13 protein-coding genes and 1 pseudogene are annotated in these 16,329 nt (G+C 43.0%); 5 read left to right on the top strand and 9 right to left on the bottom strand.

The annotated features are described in order from the left end of the window. Positions 1 to 2 precede the first annotated feature (2 nt). The 3 genes from WAE57_RS02430 to WAE57_RS02420 all read right to left on the bottom strand — a co-directional run bounded on the left by WAE57_RS02430 (position 3) and on the right by WAE57_RS02420 (position 2,441). Positions 3 to 686, bottom strand: a complete 684-nt coding sequence (locus WAE57_RS02430; protein WP_337707892.1) for an ABC transporter permease subunit — start codon at positions 684 to 686, stop codon at positions 3 to 5. Further along, positions 686 to 1,429: an amino acid ABC transporter permease gene (locus WAE57_RS02425; RefSeq protein WP_337707889.1), complete on the bottom strand. Its 744-nt coding sequence runs from the start codon at positions 1,427 to 1,429 to the stop codon at positions 686 to 688. The genes WAE57_RS02430 and WAE57_RS02425 overlap by 1 nt, the downstream gene beginning before the upstream one ends. 70 nt (positions 1,430 to 1,499) lie before the next feature. Continuing rightward, positions 1,500 to 2,441 (bottom strand): transporter substrate-binding domain-containing protein, encoded by a 942-nt coding sequence (locus WAE57_RS02420; RefSeq protein ID WP_337707887.1) that lies wholly within the window; start codon positions 2,439 to 2,441, stop codon positions 1,500 to 1,502. Positions 2,442 to 2,844: 403 nt separating this feature from the next. Between WAE57_RS02420 and WAE57_RS02415 the strand changes: the two genes are divergently transcribed. The 3 genes and pseudogenes from WAE57_RS02415 to WAE57_RS02405 form a co-directional block, all read left to right on the top strand. Beyond that, the gene (locus tag WAE57_RS02415; protein WP_337707886.1) at positions 2,845 to 3,882 is read left to right on the top strand and encodes a molecular chaperone DnaJ; all 1,038 of its coding nucleotides are present in this window, start codon (positions 2,845 to 2,847) and stop codon (positions 3,880 to 3,882) included. A 181-nt stretch (positions 3,883 to 4,063) separates the two neighbouring features. After that, on the top strand, positions 4,064 to 4,432 hold the full coding sequence (locus tag WAE57_RS02410) for an endonuclease domain-containing protein (protein WP_337707884.1): 369 nt from the start codon (positions 4,064 to 4,066) through the stop codon (positions 4,430 to 4,432). A gap of 173 nt (positions 4,433 to 4,605) precedes the next feature. After that, positions 4,606 to 4,728 (top strand): annotated as a pseudogene (locus tag WAE57_RS02405) (DUF559 domain-containing protein); the annotation flags it as partial. A gap of 11 nt (positions 4,729 to 4,739) precedes the next feature. On the opposite strand, the gene WAE57_RS02400 reads toward WAE57_RS02405, so the two are convergent. Beyond that, entirely contained in the window at positions 4,740 to 5,675 is a 936-nt protein-coding gene (locus WAE57_RS02400) for a phospholipase D-like domain-containing protein (RefSeq protein WP_337708048.1), read from the bottom strand. 106 nt (positions 5,676 to 5,781) lie between these two features. After that, the gene (locus tag WAE57_RS02395) at positions 5,782 to 8,676 is read right to left on the bottom strand and encodes a valine--tRNA ligase (protein WP_337707882.1); all 2,895 of its coding nucleotides are present in this window, start codon (positions 8,674 to 8,676) and stop codon (positions 5,782 to 5,784) included. A 184-nt stretch (positions 8,677 to 8,860) separates the two neighbouring features. Between WAE57_RS02395 and WAE57_RS02390 the strand changes: the two genes are divergently transcribed. Both WAE57_RS02390 and WAE57_RS02385 read left to right on the top strand, forming a co-directional pair. Continuing rightward, the gene (locus tag WAE57_RS02390) at positions 8,861 to 9,547 is read left to right on the top strand and encodes a hypothetical protein (RefSeq protein WP_237786680.1); all 687 of its coding nucleotides are present in this window, start codon (positions 8,861 to 8,863) and stop codon (positions 9,545 to 9,547) included. Positions 9,548 to 9,567: 20 nt separating this feature from the next. Next, complete coding sequence (locus WAE57_RS02385; protein WP_337707880.1) at positions 9,568 to 10,374, top strand: SDR family oxidoreductase; 807 nt, start codon at positions 9,568 to 9,570, stop codon at positions 10,372 to 10,374. A 404-nt stretch (positions 10,375 to 10,778) separates the two neighbouring features. Here the strand turns inward: WAE57_RS02385 and WAE57_RS02380 are convergent, their stop codons facing one another. From WAE57_RS02380 to WAE57_RS02365, 4 genes are all read right to left on the bottom strand, one after another. Continuing rightward, positions 10,779 to 11,213: a heavy metal-binding domain-containing protein gene (locus tag WAE57_RS02380; protein WP_337707878.1), complete on the bottom strand. Its 435-nt coding sequence runs from the start codon at positions 11,211 to 11,213 to the stop codon at positions 10,779 to 10,781. 3 nt (positions 11,214 to 11,216) lie between these two features. Then, positions 11,217 to 11,573 carry a YbjQ family protein gene (locus tag WAE57_RS02375; RefSeq protein WP_337707876.1) on the bottom strand — a complete coding sequence of 119 codons (357 nt, stop codon included), beginning with the start codon at positions 11,571 to 11,573 and terminating at the stop codon, positions 11,217 to 11,219. 105 nt (positions 11,574 to 11,678) lie between these two features. Beyond that, entirely contained in the window at positions 11,679 to 13,139 is a 1,461-nt protein-coding gene (adeK, locus tag WAE57_RS02370; RefSeq protein WP_337708046.1) for a multidrug efflux RND transporter AdeIJK outer membrane channel subunit AdeK, read from the bottom strand. Further along, a complete protein-coding gene (locus WAE57_RS02365) occupies positions 13,139 to 16,321 on the bottom strand; it encodes an efflux RND transporter permease subunit (protein WP_337707874.1) in 3,183 nt (1,060 codons plus the stop codon). Before WAE57_RS02365 ends, adeK begins: the two co-directional genes overlap by 1 nt. Positions 16,322 to 16,329: the final 8 nt, after the last annotated feature.

The following is a 16,329-nucleotide window of genomic DNA, read 5'->3' as shown; positions in this document are numbered from 1 at the left end:
AGTCATACAGTTAACTTCCTTTGTAATTTTTTAACGGCATAGGTCGCGATCATACTTACGCTAAAGTACACCAGACCGGCAAATAGGATGTATTGGGTCAATAACGACATCAGGTCGCCGCGTACGTAGTTGGTTCTGAAAAAGTCCAGTAAACCAATGGCATAAACCATGGTTGAATCCTGGAACAGAATAATGGTTTGCTGTAACAGTAAAGGGGTCATTTTACGGAAGGCCTGCGGCAAAATAATCAGGTGCATGGACTGACCATAGCTCATGCCAAGCGCATAGGCGGCCGCAGTTTGCCCCTTGGGAATGGACTGAATCCCGGCACGGACAATTTCCGAAAAGTAAGCTGCTTCAAACAGCATAAAGGCCACGATACTCGATACCAGTGCCGTATCAATGGTCAGGTAATTTCCGGTGACTGCGGTATAGATAAACGGCACTGCAAAATAGAACCACATCAGCACCAATAACAATGGAATTGAACGGAACAGATTGACATAGCCTTGCGCAAATAAATTCAGCACCTTAAAGGAAGACAGGCGCATCAAGGCCAGCAGGGTACCAATCAAAATACCGCCGATGGTGGCACTGATGACCACTTTTAAGGTAATGCTCATACCATGCCACAAGGCTGGAGCAGAGAGTTGCAAGTCATTTAAAAATGCAGTGAGCCATTCCATTATTTATCTCCTGCAATCAGACCGGGAACACGTAAACGTTTTTCCAGCATATTCATTGCCTGAATTAAACAGAAGTTAATCACAATAAAGATGATGGTCACAAAGGTATAAATTTCGATAGTATTCTGGGTATATTCACTGATGGTTTTCATCTGGGAAATAATTTCTGCCACACCGACCAATGAAGCGATAGAGGTATTTTTGACACAGTTGGTTAGTTCGGAACTGAGCGGTGGCAAAATCATGCGGAAGGATTGTGGCAAAATCACATAACGGTATAGCTGAGCAGTGCTAAAGCCCATGGCATAACCGGCATTGACCTGACCGACCGGCAAAGCTTCGATGCCAGTACGCACCTGTTCACACACCCGTGCTGCGGTAAATAGCCCCAGACCGACACTGGCGGAAATGAGTGCCGTGGTATTCGCGCCCAGATCATTCATCCACCATAATTTGATGGGTGCAGGTAAAAAATTAGGAACCACATAAAACCAGATAAACAATTGAATTAATAAGGGGACATTACGAAAGATGGTTACGTAAGCCGTACCAATACCCCGTGCGGTCTTGCTGGGCAATGTGCGCATGATGCCCAAAATACTGCCCAGAACCATGGCAATGCTCCAGGCCACTACCGCAATGACCAGCAGCCAGCCCAGACCGGTTACAATCCAGTTCAGGTAGGTCGTGTCACCCACTCCGGTAGACTGTAATAAAACTCCCCAGTTCCAACTATAATTCATAGTAACTCCTGAGTAGCATCAGACAAAAAGTCCTTTTTCTGCCTGATGTATAAAGTTGTTGTTCTAATGCTTATTGGTCACGATCATGTGGATTGCTGATTAAAGCCTTCAACTGATCGGACATCTGGAAGTTCAGGTTAATATTTTTCGGTGGAATTGGCTGCTGGAACCATTTCTCATACATTTTGTTGATTTCACCAGAGCTATAGGTGGCTTTAATGGCATCATCTACGACCTGCTTAAAGCCGGTATCGCCTTTACGCAGCATACAGCCATAAATTTCGTGAATTGGCGCCGTACCGACAATTTCCCATTTATTCGGGTTAGCCGCCTTGGATTTTTCACCGGCCAGCAAGATGTCATCCATCATAAATGCCATCGCACGGCCATTTTGCAGCATCAGAAAAGATTCGGCATGGTCTTTGGCTGAAATGATTTCGCCAATACCCAATTCCTGCTGATGCTGGCGGATATAACGTTCCGATGTCGTCCCCGCCGTAGTGACCAGTTTTTTACCTTTAAGGTCGGCAAAATCTTTCACTCCGGAATCTTTAGCGGTAAGCAGGCGAGAACCGACTTCAAAGAAACCGACCGAGAAATCGACCTGTTGCTGACGCTCCTTGTTGTTGGTGGTTGAACCACATTCCAAATCCACCGTACCATTAGCCACCAGCGGAATCCGGTTTTGGCTGGTCACCAAGTTATAGCGAATTTTTAAATCCGGCATATTCAGCTTTTTCTTCACCGCATCTACAACTTTTAACTCTAAATCGTGTGCATAACCCACCGGCTGATTTGGATTATCGGCAATATAAGAGAAGGGAATGGAAGAATCGCGATAGCCCAGAACAATGGTGCCAGACTTTTTAATTTTATCCAGCGTGCCTGAAGCAGAGGCATCTCCGCCGGCAGGCTTTTCAGAGGATGGAGCTTTATTGTCAATACACGCACTCAGACTGAGCATGAGTGTGCTTGCACAAAGTAGGGAAGTGATATTACGTTTATGTGTCATGTATAAAACTCCGTTTTTATTTCATTATCATCAAGTGCCTAGCGGTTAATAAAAGCCGCTTATATTGTTATGCAAAAGATGTTTTTCTTTTCTGTACATAAATAGATCAGATTTCATCTTAAGCGAGTTTTCAATGCTTGCTCAAGCAAGTTTTTTTTACCGTTTTGTTACCGATAAATGATTATGAAATAAATGTTTTTTGCGATGATATTTAGTGTGAAAGCATCTTTTATTTCTATGTGTTTTTAGAATGTCGCGGGCAGGCTAAAAAATAAAAGAGCAGTATTTAAGATGTTTTTAACTTGCAGATCTAATCAAAATTTACAACAGATGCCATTCCTTTATGGGAAGAGTGATAGGTAATATAAATAAGCTATAATTTCCCTTTTGCCTTTCTCTTGCTATGTCATTTGATTTAAAAACCACGATTCAGACTCAAGTTGAACAATCCAAGCCTGAGAAAAAGCTGAATCGTTTAATTGATGAGATTGAGCGTCTTAAGCAGCAGCTTGAGCAGTGGCAACAGGCGCAACATGAGATTCGTGCTTATAGTCAAAAAGCATTAATGCCTGCCTATCGTGAGTTATATACTACGCTCTATGAGCAGATGCAGACCCTTTGGAATAGCCTAAGTTCTTATGATTTAAGCAAGTCGGATACGGCACAAGTGGAAGATAAAATCCAAGCGCTTGCTCGTTTGCTACAAGGCTCACGCATGCTGAATCAAAAGCAGATGGATGAAGTTGATAAAATGCATACTTATTATCAGCAGGCGAGTGAATATAGCCAGAAAAAGAAACCTAAAAAGAAAATAGCAGAATCTTTTGATGAGTCTGAAAATCAAGGTATTGAAGAAGATCATTATGAATCTGAAGGTTGGAATAGTGAGCAATACCAACACGCGCGAGAGCAAGCTAAGCTCAAACGTCAGCAAGACAAACAAGCGCAAGCCGAAAAGTTAGTCAGTCAATCACTAAAAACGGTTTATCTAAAAATTGCCTCGATGATTCACCCTGACCGTGAACCTGATGAATCTAAGAAGGCTGCAAAGACAGAGCTGTTACAACGTGCCAATGAAGCTTATGAACAAGAAGATTTGTTCTTTTTACTGAAACTTCAATTGGAAGTTGAGCAAAGTAAAACTGGTTCAAATAAGGGTTTAAGTACGGAGCAAGTGAAGTTTTACCAACAGGCTTTAGAAGCGCAAAGCCAGTCGTTAAAGAAGCAGATTCAGGAATTGATTGACCCGCTCGTGTGGTTGGACAAAGCCAAAATTGCGGTGCAGAAGTCGAAAGGGCAACTGAATATTATGGATTTGTATAAGCAGATTGATGCGGATGTATCTGCTGTGAAGCAACAGCTTAAAACGGAGAAGCAAAGGCTGATGTATATGGGGAAAGAGAGTGGGTTGGAGATGTTGTTGAAGAATGGGGCGTTATAGGTCTTTTCTCCCTCTCTCTTTGGGAGAGGGTCGGGGTGAGGGAAGAAGTTATAAAGAAAGAAAATCAAAAGCACCTCTCCCTAACCCTCTCCTGAGAGGAGAGGGAACTTCATTAGAGAATGATTGAAGACATGGAGCATTTTTTGCTATTTTTGAAAAAATAATAAAAATTAAATCCAAAATGAATAAGAAACTCGATCCCCAATTACTCGCTTTCGCCAAATCCATGCGCCACACCGCCACAGATGCCGAACACCTGATGTGGCAAATACTCCGCGCCAAGCGTTTTATGAATCTTAAATTTCGCCGTCAGCATGTGATTGAACCTTATATTGTGGATTTTTACTGTCATGGCATTGGTTTGGTGATTGAGTTGGATGGCGGTCAGCATGGAACGGATGATGCTATTGAATACGATGCTGAACGCACCAAGTTTTTAGAGGCTTTGGGTTTAACCATTGTACGATATTGGAATAATGATGTGTTGGGAAGGATGGATGTGGTATTCGAGGATTTATGGCAGGTGTGTTCACAACTGAAAAAAGATTAGTAATGAAAGCTCCTTCTCCCTATGGGAGAAGGCGGGGGGATGAGGGTTTCTTAATTGGATAAAAGCACCTCTCCCTAGCCCTCTCCTAGAAGGAGAGGGAGCTTCATTAGAGAATTATTGAAGGTATATAGAGTTATTTGATATTTTTGAAAAAACTATAAAAACAAAATTCCATGAATCAAAAGCTCGATCCACAATTATTAGAATTCGCAAAATCCATGCACCACACCACCACCGATACAGAACAACTCATGTGGAAAATACTACGTGCCAAGCGTTTTATGAGTCTTAAATTTCTTATTTGATTTTAATAACCTTCAGCTTTTAAAATAATTTTTGTAATGGAATCATGTTCATATTCAAATATATTGTCAGGAATTCTTTTTCTAAAATATGTATGTTTCCAGATTATATCTATCTTTTTTTCTAAGTATTCGCCATATTCTATATGGGCATTATAATTTTCATAGCTTACAATGCCGACACTGTAAATTTTATTATTTTGCGAAGATGTATTATTAAAAAATTTTGTAATTTCTTCTTGTTTTTTTCGTTCTTTATTAAATTCTTGAAGTAATTCTTCTACAGAAGAAATTTGATATTCATCATAACTCCAAAAATTTTCATCTTTAAGTTCTAAATAATTATGAAGATATTGATAGTATTCTTCATACAGAAAATTTACATGTTTAATTTCTCCTTTTGAAGTTATACATATATTATAAATCTGAACTATAGATTCTTCATATTGACCTTGTTCTTGACCAAGAATTCCTATATTAAAAGAAAAAGATCGACATTTTGAAATATGGCAATTCTGTTTTAAACTTAATGTATGACCAATAAAATATTCTTTTAGATCGAAAAATTCGTGTAAATACCCTTTAATGACTTCATAATCATTTCTAATTATTAAAATGTTCTCAAAATGATTTTGAGCATTATAAGTCCAATTGAAGCTTCCAGTTATAAGAGTATTAAAGTCGATTATACAAAACTTATTATGCATATAGCCTGTATAAATATGTATAGGAAATAATTGAATATTTGATTTTTTTAAATTTTCAATACTATCAACCCATTTAGTATTAGTTGGGGTGTAATAGTAAATGATTTCGATTGAAATGCCTCTATCTGCTGCTTTTAAAAGTTCTTTTTCTATTATTTCGAAAGAAATCCACGCTATACATATTTTTATATCTTTTTGCGCTTTGTTAATCTCTTTTTTTATTTTGTGAATAATATTTTCAAAATACGCTTCTGTCTCAATTTGATTTTTTAATATTTTAAACTATAAAGGGCTGAATAATCAGCCCTTTATACACAAATTAGTTTAAACTAACAACACCTTAAAGCGCCGCAATTTGCTCCATATTCGCTTTAATCTTCGCTAACTGGTCAGCAAACTCAGCAAGTTTCACTTTCTCGCCTTCAACCACAGCAGCAGGTGCTTTCGCTACAAAACCTTCATTCGAAAGTTTGTTGGCAATCTGGTCATGTTGCTTTTGAACCTTGTCCAAGTCTTTTTGCAGACGACCCAATTCCGCTTTAGGATCAATTAAGCCCTTCATTGGAACGTACACAGATACGTGACCGACTACAGAAGAAGAAGACAATGGTGGTTGTTCGCCATCAGCCAAGAAGGTAATGCTTTCAACTTTCGCCAATGCTTTAAATAACGGTTCAATACGAGCAATTTGTGCTTTTTCAGCATCAGTCGTGTTTTGAAGCAGAACAGGTAATAAACGCGCATTACCTAGACCCATCTCACCACGAATGTTACGTACCGCACCAATCAAACCTTGCAGCCATTGCATATCAGCTTCAGCCTGGTCGTTCATCAATGCTTGGTCAGCAACAGGGTATGGTGCAAGCATAATGGTTTCAGCACCTAGACCAATCATTGGTGCAAGCGTTTGCCAAATTTCTTCAGTCAAGTACGGCATGATTGGGTGAGCAAGACGTAAAGACGCTTCCATCACTGCCAATAACACACGACGAACTTCAGCTTTACGCTCTTCAGAAACGTTTTCATCATTTAGAACAGGCTTAGTCAGCTCTACATACCAGTCACAGTATTCATTCCAGATGAATTCATAAATTGCTTGTGCAGCCAGGTCTAAACGATAAGTCGCAAATGCTTGTTGAACTGCAGCTTCCGCCTTTTGCAGACGACTTACGATCCATTGTTCAGGCAATTCCCAAAGATCAGGACGCGCAGTTTGACCTACCGTTTGACCTTCAACGTTCATCAATACGAAACGGGTACCGTTCCAGATTTTGTTGGCAAAGTTACGGTAACCTTCCACACGTTTCATGTCGAACTTGATGTCACGACCGGTGTTTGCAAGCGCACAGAATGTGAAACGAACAGCATCGGTACCGTAAGCCTGAATACCTTCCGGGAATTCTTTACGGGTAGATTTTTCAATCTTCGCCGCTTGTTTCGGGTTCATCAAACCAAAGGTACGTTTTTGTACCAAGGTTTCAAGGTCAACACCGTCAATCAGGTCTAATGGGTCAAGTACGTTACCCTTAGATTTAGACATCTTCTGGCCTTCGCCGTCACGTACCAAACCGTGTACATACACAGTTTTGAACGGAACTTGTGGCGTGCCGTCTTCATTTTTCATGAAGTGCATGGTCATCATGATCATGCGGGCAACCCAGAAGAAGATGATGTCAAAGCCAGTCACCAATACATCAGTCGGGTGGAAGGTATTTAAGAAGTAGTTGGCTTTGTCTTTTGCTTCGTCGCCAGTCCAACCTAAGGTTGAGAATGTCCAAAGACCAGATGAGAACCATGTATCTAACACGTCTTCGTCTTGGTTGAGTTCAACGTCAGCAGGGATGTTGTTTTTCGCACGAACTTCAGCTTCGTCACGACCTACATATACGTTGCCTTCTGCATCATACCAAGCAGGAATACGGTGACCCCACCACAATTGACGCGAAATACACCAGTCCTGAATGTTGTTCATCCAAGCCATGTACATGTTGCTGTATTGCTCAGGAACGAATTTAATCTCGCCATCTTTCACGGCTTTAATTGCAGGCTCAGCAAGTGGCGCAATTTTTACGTACCATTGGTCAGTCAATAATGGCTCAACGATCACACCTGAACGGTCACCGCGAGGTGGTTTCAAGGTGTAGGGTTGGATTTGATCTAACCAGCCTTCAGCTTCAGCTTGTTCAACCAGTTTTTTACGTGCTTCAAAACGCTCTAAACCAACATATTCTGCAGGCGCAGGGATGGTTTTAGAAATTTGCTCGCCCGCTTTTGCGATGTATTCAAACTCAGCCAACACTTCAGCATTTTTGTTAAAGATGTTGATGATTGGCAATTCGCAGCGTTTACCCACTTCGTAGTCATTGAAGTCGTGCGCAGGGGTGATTTTCACACAGCCGGTACCGAATTCTTTGTCTACATATTCATCTTTTACAATCGCAACTGCACGACCGGTAATTGGCAGGATGATGTTTTTGCCAACGAGGTCTGCATAACGTTCATCATCCAGTGCAACTGCAACAGCGGTATCGCCTAACAATGTTTCCGGACGAGTCGTAGCAACAACGATGTAGTCTTTACCGTCGTGGGTACGCAGTGATTTATCTTCAAAGAAATATTTGAAATGCCACAGCGAACCTGCTTCTTCTTTATCAGACTCTACTTCTAGGTCAGATAGGGCAGTTTGTAGTTTTGGATCCCAGTTAACCAGACGTTTACCGCGGTAGATCAAACCTTGTTCGTGAAGTTTGACGAATACTTCTTTAACCGCATTCGATAAGCCTTCATCCATGGTGAAGCGTTCACGTGACCAGTCTACAGATGAGCCTAGACGACGGATTTGATGGGTAATGTTGCCGCCAGACTGTTCTTTCCATTCCCAGACTTTTTCGATGAACTTTTCACGGCCCAAGTCATGACGGCTTACACCTTGAGCACCCAGCTGACGTTCTACAACCATTTGCGTAGCGATACCGGCATGGTCAGTACCGGGTTGCCACAAGGTGTTTTTGCCAGACATACGGTTGTAGCGCGTCAAGGCATCCATAATGGCATTGTTAAAACCATGACCCATGTGCAAACTACCGGTGACGTTTGGTGGCGGAATCATGATACAGAATGAATCGCCTTTCTGAGATGGCTTGAAGTAGCCGTTCTCTTCCCAAGTCTTGTACCATTTTTTCTCGATCTCGGTAGGATCGTAGGTCGTAGCAATATTTTGCGCAGAATCAGTCATAGTGAAAACAGATCGAAAGTGAATAAAAAATTGCATCTATTGTAGCAAAAAAAAACACAGATTAGGCAGCTAAAGAAAATGCAAAAAATAAGCATTTGGCACATACACAATTAGGTTCTATGATGAGAGTATTATAAAAACAGCGCAGATGATCGCAGAACAATTCTAAAAGGAGATAATTATTATGAGTTATATGATTTCTTTAAAATTAAAGGCCGAAACGCATCAACGGTTCCAGCAAATACACCAGCAACTGAATCAGGGCGAAAACGAAAGTCTGGCCAAACCGCTGGGTGAAGTGCTGGCAGATATCTCCTGTGAAATTGTCGATCAGGTGTTTGGTGAAATTGCCCGTTTATCTACCTCCGGTGATCAAGAATCTGAAAAGGCAGTTCAACAAATTATCGATACCGTCCGTAAATATATGCCGTGGTCGGTTTCATTTTTTGGTAATGACCGCTTGATTCCTATGGTCAATTATTTGATTAAGATGGCACACGAAAAAAATGGTCAAAACTATATTTCCTATCGTGTTGATCATGTGTTGGTGGTGGAACTGCTAGGCTGTGTGGAACAAGTCAAAAGCGGCAATAGCCAATATATTTCGCCTGCTTTGAAAGCTTTTACCGAAATGGTCGATCAGGGCGTGACCCATTTGGTACGTGAGCCTAAAAAAATGTTGAAATTCAATTTTGTGGTTGATAAAACCTTAAATGGTGTTATTAGTTTTACCACGCAAATAGGCTATAAACGTTTAGAAAAAATCGGGACTTATTACGATGCTCACGAAACCCATCGTTACTTTGACCATTTTCTGATGTTTTTGAATCCAGAGCCTAAAAAAGACAGCTCAAACAATTCTGAATCGTAACTTAAAACAGGAACCATCACATGGCGCAGCAGGGCAGTTTAGACAATAAAGTAGTATGGATTACCGGTGCATCTTCAGGCTTGGGTAAGGCACTTGCTCAGGAATGTGCCTTGCAGGGTGCGCAGGTGGTACTGACTGCACGCCGCGTGGAGGAGCTGGAAAATGTCCGTTTAAGTCTTGCCCATCCTGAACAGCATATTTGTATCAGTGCCGATATTACCGATGAAAATCAGGTTCGCCATGCCTATGAACAGGTGCTGAACCAAAAAAGTCGTATTGACTGGCTGATTAACAATGCCGGTTTAAGCCAGCGTGCCTTAATTGCCGATACCACCATGCAAACTGAACGCGCGATTATGGAAGTAGATTACTTCTCGCAAGTTTTTCTGACCAAAACCGTTTTGCCGACTTTCCTGAAACAGAAGTCGGGCCGGATTATCTTTGTTTCCAGTGTGGCGGGTTTATTGGGTACCCAATACCGTGCCAGCTATTCGGCGGCAAAAGCGGCTATTCATATGTGGGCCAATAGCTTGCGTGCAGAGGTGGCACAAGATGGCGTGAATGTGAGTGTGGTATTCCCGGGTTTTGTCAAAACCAATGTGTCGTTTAATGCCTTAAATGGCGAAGGTAAAGCGCAGGGACATCAGGATGAAGCCATTGAAAATGGTCTGGAACCGGACGTTTTTGCAAAAACCGTGGTCACAGCTTTGTTGAACAATGAAGAATATATTGTGGTGGGTGGGACTAAAGAAAAACTGGGTGTATGGGTATCGCGCTTATCACCAAGCACACTGTATAAAATGATCCGTAAGATGAAGGTGAAATAATTCAAGCGCCCTCCTTTTTAAAGGAAGAAGCTTGATAATCCCCCTTTGAAAAAGGAGGATTATCAAAATGGTAAAACTTGGTCAAAGATATAATCTTTCCCTTGCGCACTTAGAATATATTCTGAGGATGCTCACCTCTTAGAAGGAGAGGGATTCCATTATGTAACTCAAACATTTATGAAATAATATGATGCCCCTTTCTCTGAAAAAGTTTAAAGCAGAGCTTTAAACGAAGTGCAAGAGAGGAGTGGGATGAGGATATTTTTTATAAAAACTTAATCCCTCCCAACCTCCCTTTAAAAAGGGAGGAGCTATGCTTCTTGAAAGCCAATGAAATACATGGCAAGTCCCCCTTTGAAAAAGGGGGGATTTAGGGGGGGAGATTCAAACCTTATTTAATTTACTTAACCCTGAATCGCCGTGCCATAAGCAAACACTTCCACCATGCCGCCTTGCATCCCCATCTCGGTTGTACTTAGGCGTAAGCCCATAATATGGGTGGCGCCCATTTTTTCTGCTTCCAGCTTTAAGCGGATAATGGCTTCACGGCGGGCACGTTCAACCATACTTTCATAGCTGGTTAAGCGACCACCAAAAAAATTCTGGATATTGGCAATCACATATTTAAAGTAGTCATGGGAAATCACCACATTGCTGCTGACCAGTTGCCCCGGATGTGGAGAGGTCTTAAAACGGTTATTGTCCAAGGTGATATAGGCCAAACGCCGTTCTTGTTCATCCAGTTCAGTTAAATGCTTTGTTTCAGTATGGCGACCAAAGCCCCAGCCTATCGCAAATAAAATTACAAAAATGACGACTTTTAAAATAAAGGCATCCATGGCTTAGCCTTGCGTCGGGAAAGGATCAGGCAATTTTTGTGCATTCGTTTCAACCACCACCGCAGTGCCATAAACAAACAGTTCCGAAGCACCTTGGGCAATATTTGAAGTTGAAAAACGGATACCCACCACGGCATTTGCACCTAGAGATTTCGCTTTCTCAATCATGCGGTTCATGGCTTCCTGACGCGATTCTTCCAGCAGTTCGGTATAAGCGGTCAGTTCACCACCGACAATATTTTTTAGACCTGCCAGAAGGTCACGCCCCACGTGTTTACTACGCACAGTGCTGCCATAGACCACGTCAATTTGACGGAGAATGGTATGTCCCGGAACAGTTTCTAAATTACTCAGCAGCATTTTTTGATATTCAAATGAAATAGATTCTAGTGAAGATAGAAAATCAGGCTTTAAAAAGCAATAAAAAAGCCTGCATGGCGCAGGCTTTTTTATCATACTTGAAAATTATTGAGCGCTGTTTGCAGCTTTACGTTCAGCCGAAGAAGGTGCCTGTTGAACGGCATCACCGGTGTTGGCTTTAAGACCGCCGCCCAGTGTTTTATACAATTCAACCTGGTTATTCATGTTGGCCTGTTCAAGCAACAATAAACCTTGTTCAGCTGCATAAGAGGCACGTTGTGCATCCAGTACCGTCAGGTAACTGTCAATACCGGCACGGAAGCGGGCATTCGACAGTCGATAAGTGGTATTGGTTGCATCCACCAGACGGCGCTGCGCTGCTAAACGGTCACCAATATTTTGACGTACTGCCAAGGCATCATTCACTTCGCGGAAAGCGGATTGAATAGATTTTTCATAATCAGACAAGGCAATTTGCTGATCTGTTTCTGAAATCTTGATGTTGGCCTTACGTGTGCCCCAATCGAAGATTGGCAGGTCAATACTTGGACCAATAGACCAGACAAAACCACCTGATTTAAACAGGTCGCTTAAGCTGGTTGACGCATAGCCTGCATTACCGGTCAAACTGATGGTCGGGAACATGCGTGCCTTAGCTGCACCGATATTGGCACCTGCTGCAGAAAGTTTATATTCGGCAGCACGCAGGTCAGGACGGTTATTTAACAAATCACTTGGTAAGCCTGCAGTTAGGGCACTGCTGCTGGTAATACGTGTTACGCGTTGGCTTGGCAACAGGTTCGCTGGAACCGCTTGACCGACCAGCAGATTCAACAGGTTCCGTGCCTGTGCAATCTGGGTCTTGTAATTGGCAACGTCGTTACGCGCCGTTTCTACAGAAATCTGTGCCTGACGGACAGGAACTTCACTGTCGATGCCGACATCGAAACGTTTTTTGTTGAGATTATAAGACTCCAGTTGAGCTTTTAATGTTTGGTCTGCAAGTTTTAAATTTGCATTGGCAAACGAATAGTTCAACCATGCCTGAGCCACTTGACCAATCAGCGCAATCTGAGTGGCATCACGTGCACTCGACGTTGCCAGGTAAGTATCTAAAGCATTGTCTTTTAAGCTACGAACACGACCCCAAAAATCCAGCTCATAGGCAGTTACACCTAGACCTACATTGTAGCTGGTCATGGCACCACTGGTGTTGAGCGTGTCTTGACGAAGCACGCTACCACTGGCACCAATAGTAGGAAGCTGGTTGTTCTGGGTGATTTGATACTGTTGCTGCGCACGTTGAATGTTTAAGGTCGAAGTACGCAAGTCACGGTTATTGGCTAATGCCAGATCAAGCACTTGAAGCAAGCGTTGATCGGCAAAAAAGTCTTTATAACCTTGCTCAGCAATTGAAGGTCCAGAATTAGCAGTTAGATAACCTTGTTCTGGAATATTTGCTTGAGCTACGGGCTCTGGGCCACGCATGCTTTGACATGCAGTCAAAGCAAGCGCAAGTGCAGATACCGCAATGCTACGACCTGAAATAGACCATACCTTTTGCATCACGATGTTTGCTCCTGATCATTTCGTTTTTTAGGTTTGTATTTAAAGATACTTCGAATCCAGACATAGAACACAGGAATAAAGAAGATACCCAATAAAGTTGAACTGATTACGCCACCCAGTACACCATAACCGACCGAGTGCTGGCTACCTGCACCGGCACCTGAAGCAATGGCCAGTGGAAGTACACCAAAACCGAAGGCAAGGGTGGTCATAATGATTGGACGTAAACGCATTTTTGCAGCATGCAAAGTGGCTTCAAGTAAAGGCTCGCCTTTATCTTCTTGCAGCTCCTTGGCGAATTCTACAATCAGGATCGCATTCTTCGCGGCCAAACCAATGACGGCAATAATCGCGACCTGGAAGTAAATGTTATTCGACAAGTTTGGATCTTTCAGTACCACCATGCCGAGGAAAGTTAAGCCAATTGCACCGACAATACCTAAAGGAATCACCAACAGTACCGAGAATGGAATAGACCAGCTTTCATACAATGCAGCAAGACACAGGAACACGATTAACATAGAAAGTCCGTATAGACCCGCAGTTTGCGAACCTGCTTCACGTTCTTCTAAAGATAAACCTGTCCATTCATAGTCGAATCCAGCCATGCCCATTTGCGGGAGCTTGGCAATAATTTCTTCCATGGCAAGCATCGCATCACCTGAGCTGACGCCCGGTGCAGGAGTACCCTGAATGTTCACCGATGAAATACCGTTATAACGTTCAAGACGTGGCGAACCATATGTCCATTCACCGGTTGCAAAGGCAGAAAACGGCACCATTTGTCCCAGGTTATTACGTACGTACCATTTGTTTAAATCTTCCGGCATCATACGCGCATCAGGTACGGCTTGAACATAGACTTTTTTCACGCGACCGCGGTCAATAAAGTCATTAATGTATGAACCGCCCCAGGCAATACGCATGGTGTTGTTGATTTCAGCAATGCTTACGCCCATAGAGCTGGCTTTTTCGTTATCCACATACACTTTGTATTGTGGCGTATCTTCCTGACCGTTTGGACGTACACCGGCAAGGCGTTTGTCTTGCGCAGCCATACCCAAGATCATGTTACGTGCAGTAATCAGTTTTTCATGACCGCTACCTGCAGCATCTTTCAACTGTAAGTTAAAGCCGGCAGAAACCCCCAGTTCTGGCATTGCAGGAAGCTGCAACGGCATTACATAAGAAGCATCTTTGGCAATCACGTTCAATGCCATACCACGCTGGATAATGGCACCGATTTGTGATTCAGGCGTAGTACGTTCGCTCCAGTCTTTCAATTTAATGAAGGCTAAACCGGCATTCTGACCAACACCGGTGAAAGAGAAGCCTGCGACACTGAATACAGAATCGACGTTGGCTTTTTCACCTTCCATAAAGAAGCCAGTCATCTGATCAATAACTTTTTCTGTACGGTTAAGTGTCGCATTCGGCGGTAATTGAACCAGAGTCATCACCACACCTTGGTCTTCATTCGGCAGGAATGAGCTTGGCAGGTTCTTGAACAGGAACAATAGACCAGCAATCACCACAGCATAAATAACGCCGGCAATCACTTTATGGATAAGCAGTTTGCCAACCCATTTCTGGTAACCACCCGACATGCGGTCAAAGCTATGGTTAAACCAGCGGAAGAAGCGGGCGAACACACCATTACTTTCCGGCTTGTCTTTATCATGCTGTTTGAGCAAGGTTGCACAAAGGGCAGGGGTAAAGGTCAGGGCAATCGCCAGAGATAAAATCATCGCGGTCACAAGCGTGATCGAGAACTGGCGATAAATTACACCGGTCGTTCCACTAAAGAAGGCCATCGGTACGAATACAGCGGTTAATACTGTGGTAATCCCGATCAGGGCACCCGAAATCTGATGCATCGACTTTTCAGTCGCGCTAACCGGATCGAGATGTTCTTCCTGCATGACACGTTCAACGTTTTCGACCACCACAATCGCATCATCCACCAGCAGACCAATGGCCAGTACCATGGCAAACATGGTGAGCGTGTTAATCGAGAAGCCAAACAGGTTGATGATGGCAAAAGTACCCAATACCACCACTGGAACGGCCATGGTTGGAATCAGGGTTGCACGCCAGTTCTGCAAGAACAGGAACATCACCAGGAATACCAGGATGATCGCTTCAACTAAAGTGTGAACCACACTTTCAATAGAGAGTTTGATAAATGGAGTAGTATCAAACGCCAGTTGGTCTTTCAGATCACTCGGATAGTTTTTACGAAGTTGTTGCAAGCGTTCTTCAACAGCTGTAGCTGTGTCGAGTGCGTTTGCACCGGTAGCCAATTTAATCGCTACACCACCTGCAGGTTTGCCGTTAAATTTAGAAGTGAACTGATAGTTATCAGAACCCAATTCAACTTTAGCGACATCACCAATCGTCACTTTTGCACCGGAACCGATATTTTTCAGGAAAATAGAACGGAACTGATCAGCTGTTTGTAACAGGCTTTGCGCGTTTACAGTCGCATTCAGTACCTGACCTTCAACAGCAGGCGCACCACCCAATTGACCTACGGCAACCTGTGCGTTTTGAGTACGCAGGGCAGCCACCACATCACTTGGAGTCAGTTGATAACTGCTGAGTTTCGCCGGATCCAGCCAGATACGCATGGCATAAGAGCCACCAAACACCTGCACTTCACCCACACCTGCCACACGGCTCAGCGGTTCAGAAATATTGGAGTTTACATAGTCTTTAATGTCGGCGTCAGTCATTGAGCCATTCGGTGAATAGAATGCTAAAACTTGCAGGAAGCTGGCACCTGATTTGGTCACCTTGAGGCCCTGACGCTGTACATCTTCAGGCAGTAGCGCAGTTGCAGACTGCAATTTGTTTTGTACCTGAACTTGGGCAATATCGGGATCGATCCCTTGTTCAAAGTTCAAGGCAATCGATGCCTGACCGTTACCCGCACTATTTGAAGAAATATAGCGTAAACCGTCAAGACCGTTCATTTGCTGTTCAATAATCTGGGTCACTGTATTTTCTACAGTTTCAGCAGATGCACCTGGATAGGTCGCAGCAATGGTCACCGTTGGCGGCGCAATAGTCGGATATTGTGCAATCGGCATTTTGCTGAGGGTTAAAATACCCGCCAGCATAATCACCAATGCAATCACCCATGCAAAAATCGGGCGATGAATAAAAAAGTGAGCCATTTAGTCTA

It is taken from the genome of Acinetobacter sp. NS-4, from assembly GCF_037402435.1.
GTDB lineage: Bacteria > Pseudomonadota > Gammaproteobacteria > Pseudomonadales > Moraxellaceae > Acinetobacter.
Note: the sequence above shows the minus strand (reverse complement) of the source record. Positions and strands in the feature narration are given on the sequence as shown.

What these genes read in the sequence shown, in the direction of transcription:
- WAE57_RS02430 (WP_337707892.1), bottom strand. Translation starts at nt 686, where the DNA reads ATGGAATGGCTCACTGCATTTTTAAATGACTTGCAACTCTCTGCTCCA.
- adeK (WP_337708046.1), bottom strand. Translation starts at nt 13,139, where the DNA reads ATGCAAAAGGTATGGTCTATTTCAGGTCGTAGCATTGCGGTATCTGCA.
- WAE57_RS02420 (WP_337707887.1), bottom strand. Translation starts at nt 2,441, where the DNA reads ATGACACATAAACGTAATATCACTTCCCTACTTTGTGCAAGCACACTC.
- WAE57_RS02375 (WP_337707876.1), bottom strand. Translation starts at nt 11,573, where the DNA reads ATGCTGCTGAGTAATTTAGAAACTGTTCCGGGACATACCATTCTCCGT.
- WAE57_RS02390 (WP_237786680.1), top strand. Translation starts at nt 8,861, where the DNA reads ATGAGTTATATGATTTCTTTAAAATTAAAGGCCGAAACGCATCAACGG.
- WAE57_RS02415 (WP_337707886.1), top strand. Translation starts at nt 2,845, where the DNA reads ATGTCATTTGATTTAAAAACCACGATTCAGACTCAAGTTGAACAATCC.
- WAE57_RS02385 (WP_337707880.1), top strand. Translation starts at nt 9,568, where the DNA reads ATGGCGCAGCAGGGCAGTTTAGACAATAAAGTAGTATGGATTACCGGT.
- WAE57_RS02395 (WP_337707882.1), bottom strand. Translation starts at nt 8,676, where the DNA reads ATGACTGATTCTGCGCAAAATATTGCTACGACCTACGATCCTACCGAG.
- WAE57_RS02365 (WP_337707874.1), bottom strand. Translation starts at nt 16,321, where the DNA reads ATGGCTCACTTTTTTATTCATCGCCCGATTTTTGCATGGGTGATTGCA.
- WAE57_RS02380 (WP_337707878.1), bottom strand. Translation starts at nt 11,213, where the DNA reads ATGGATGCCTTTATTTTAAAAGTCGTCATTTTTGTAATTTTATTTGCG.
- WAE57_RS02425 (WP_337707889.1), bottom strand. Translation starts at nt 1,429, where the DNA reads ATGAATTATAGTTGGAACTGGGGAGTTTTATTACAGTCTACCGGAGTG.
- WAE57_RS02410 (WP_337707884.1), top strand. Translation starts at nt 4,064, where the DNA reads ATGAATAAGAAACTCGATCCCCAATTACTCGCTTTCGCCAAATCCATG.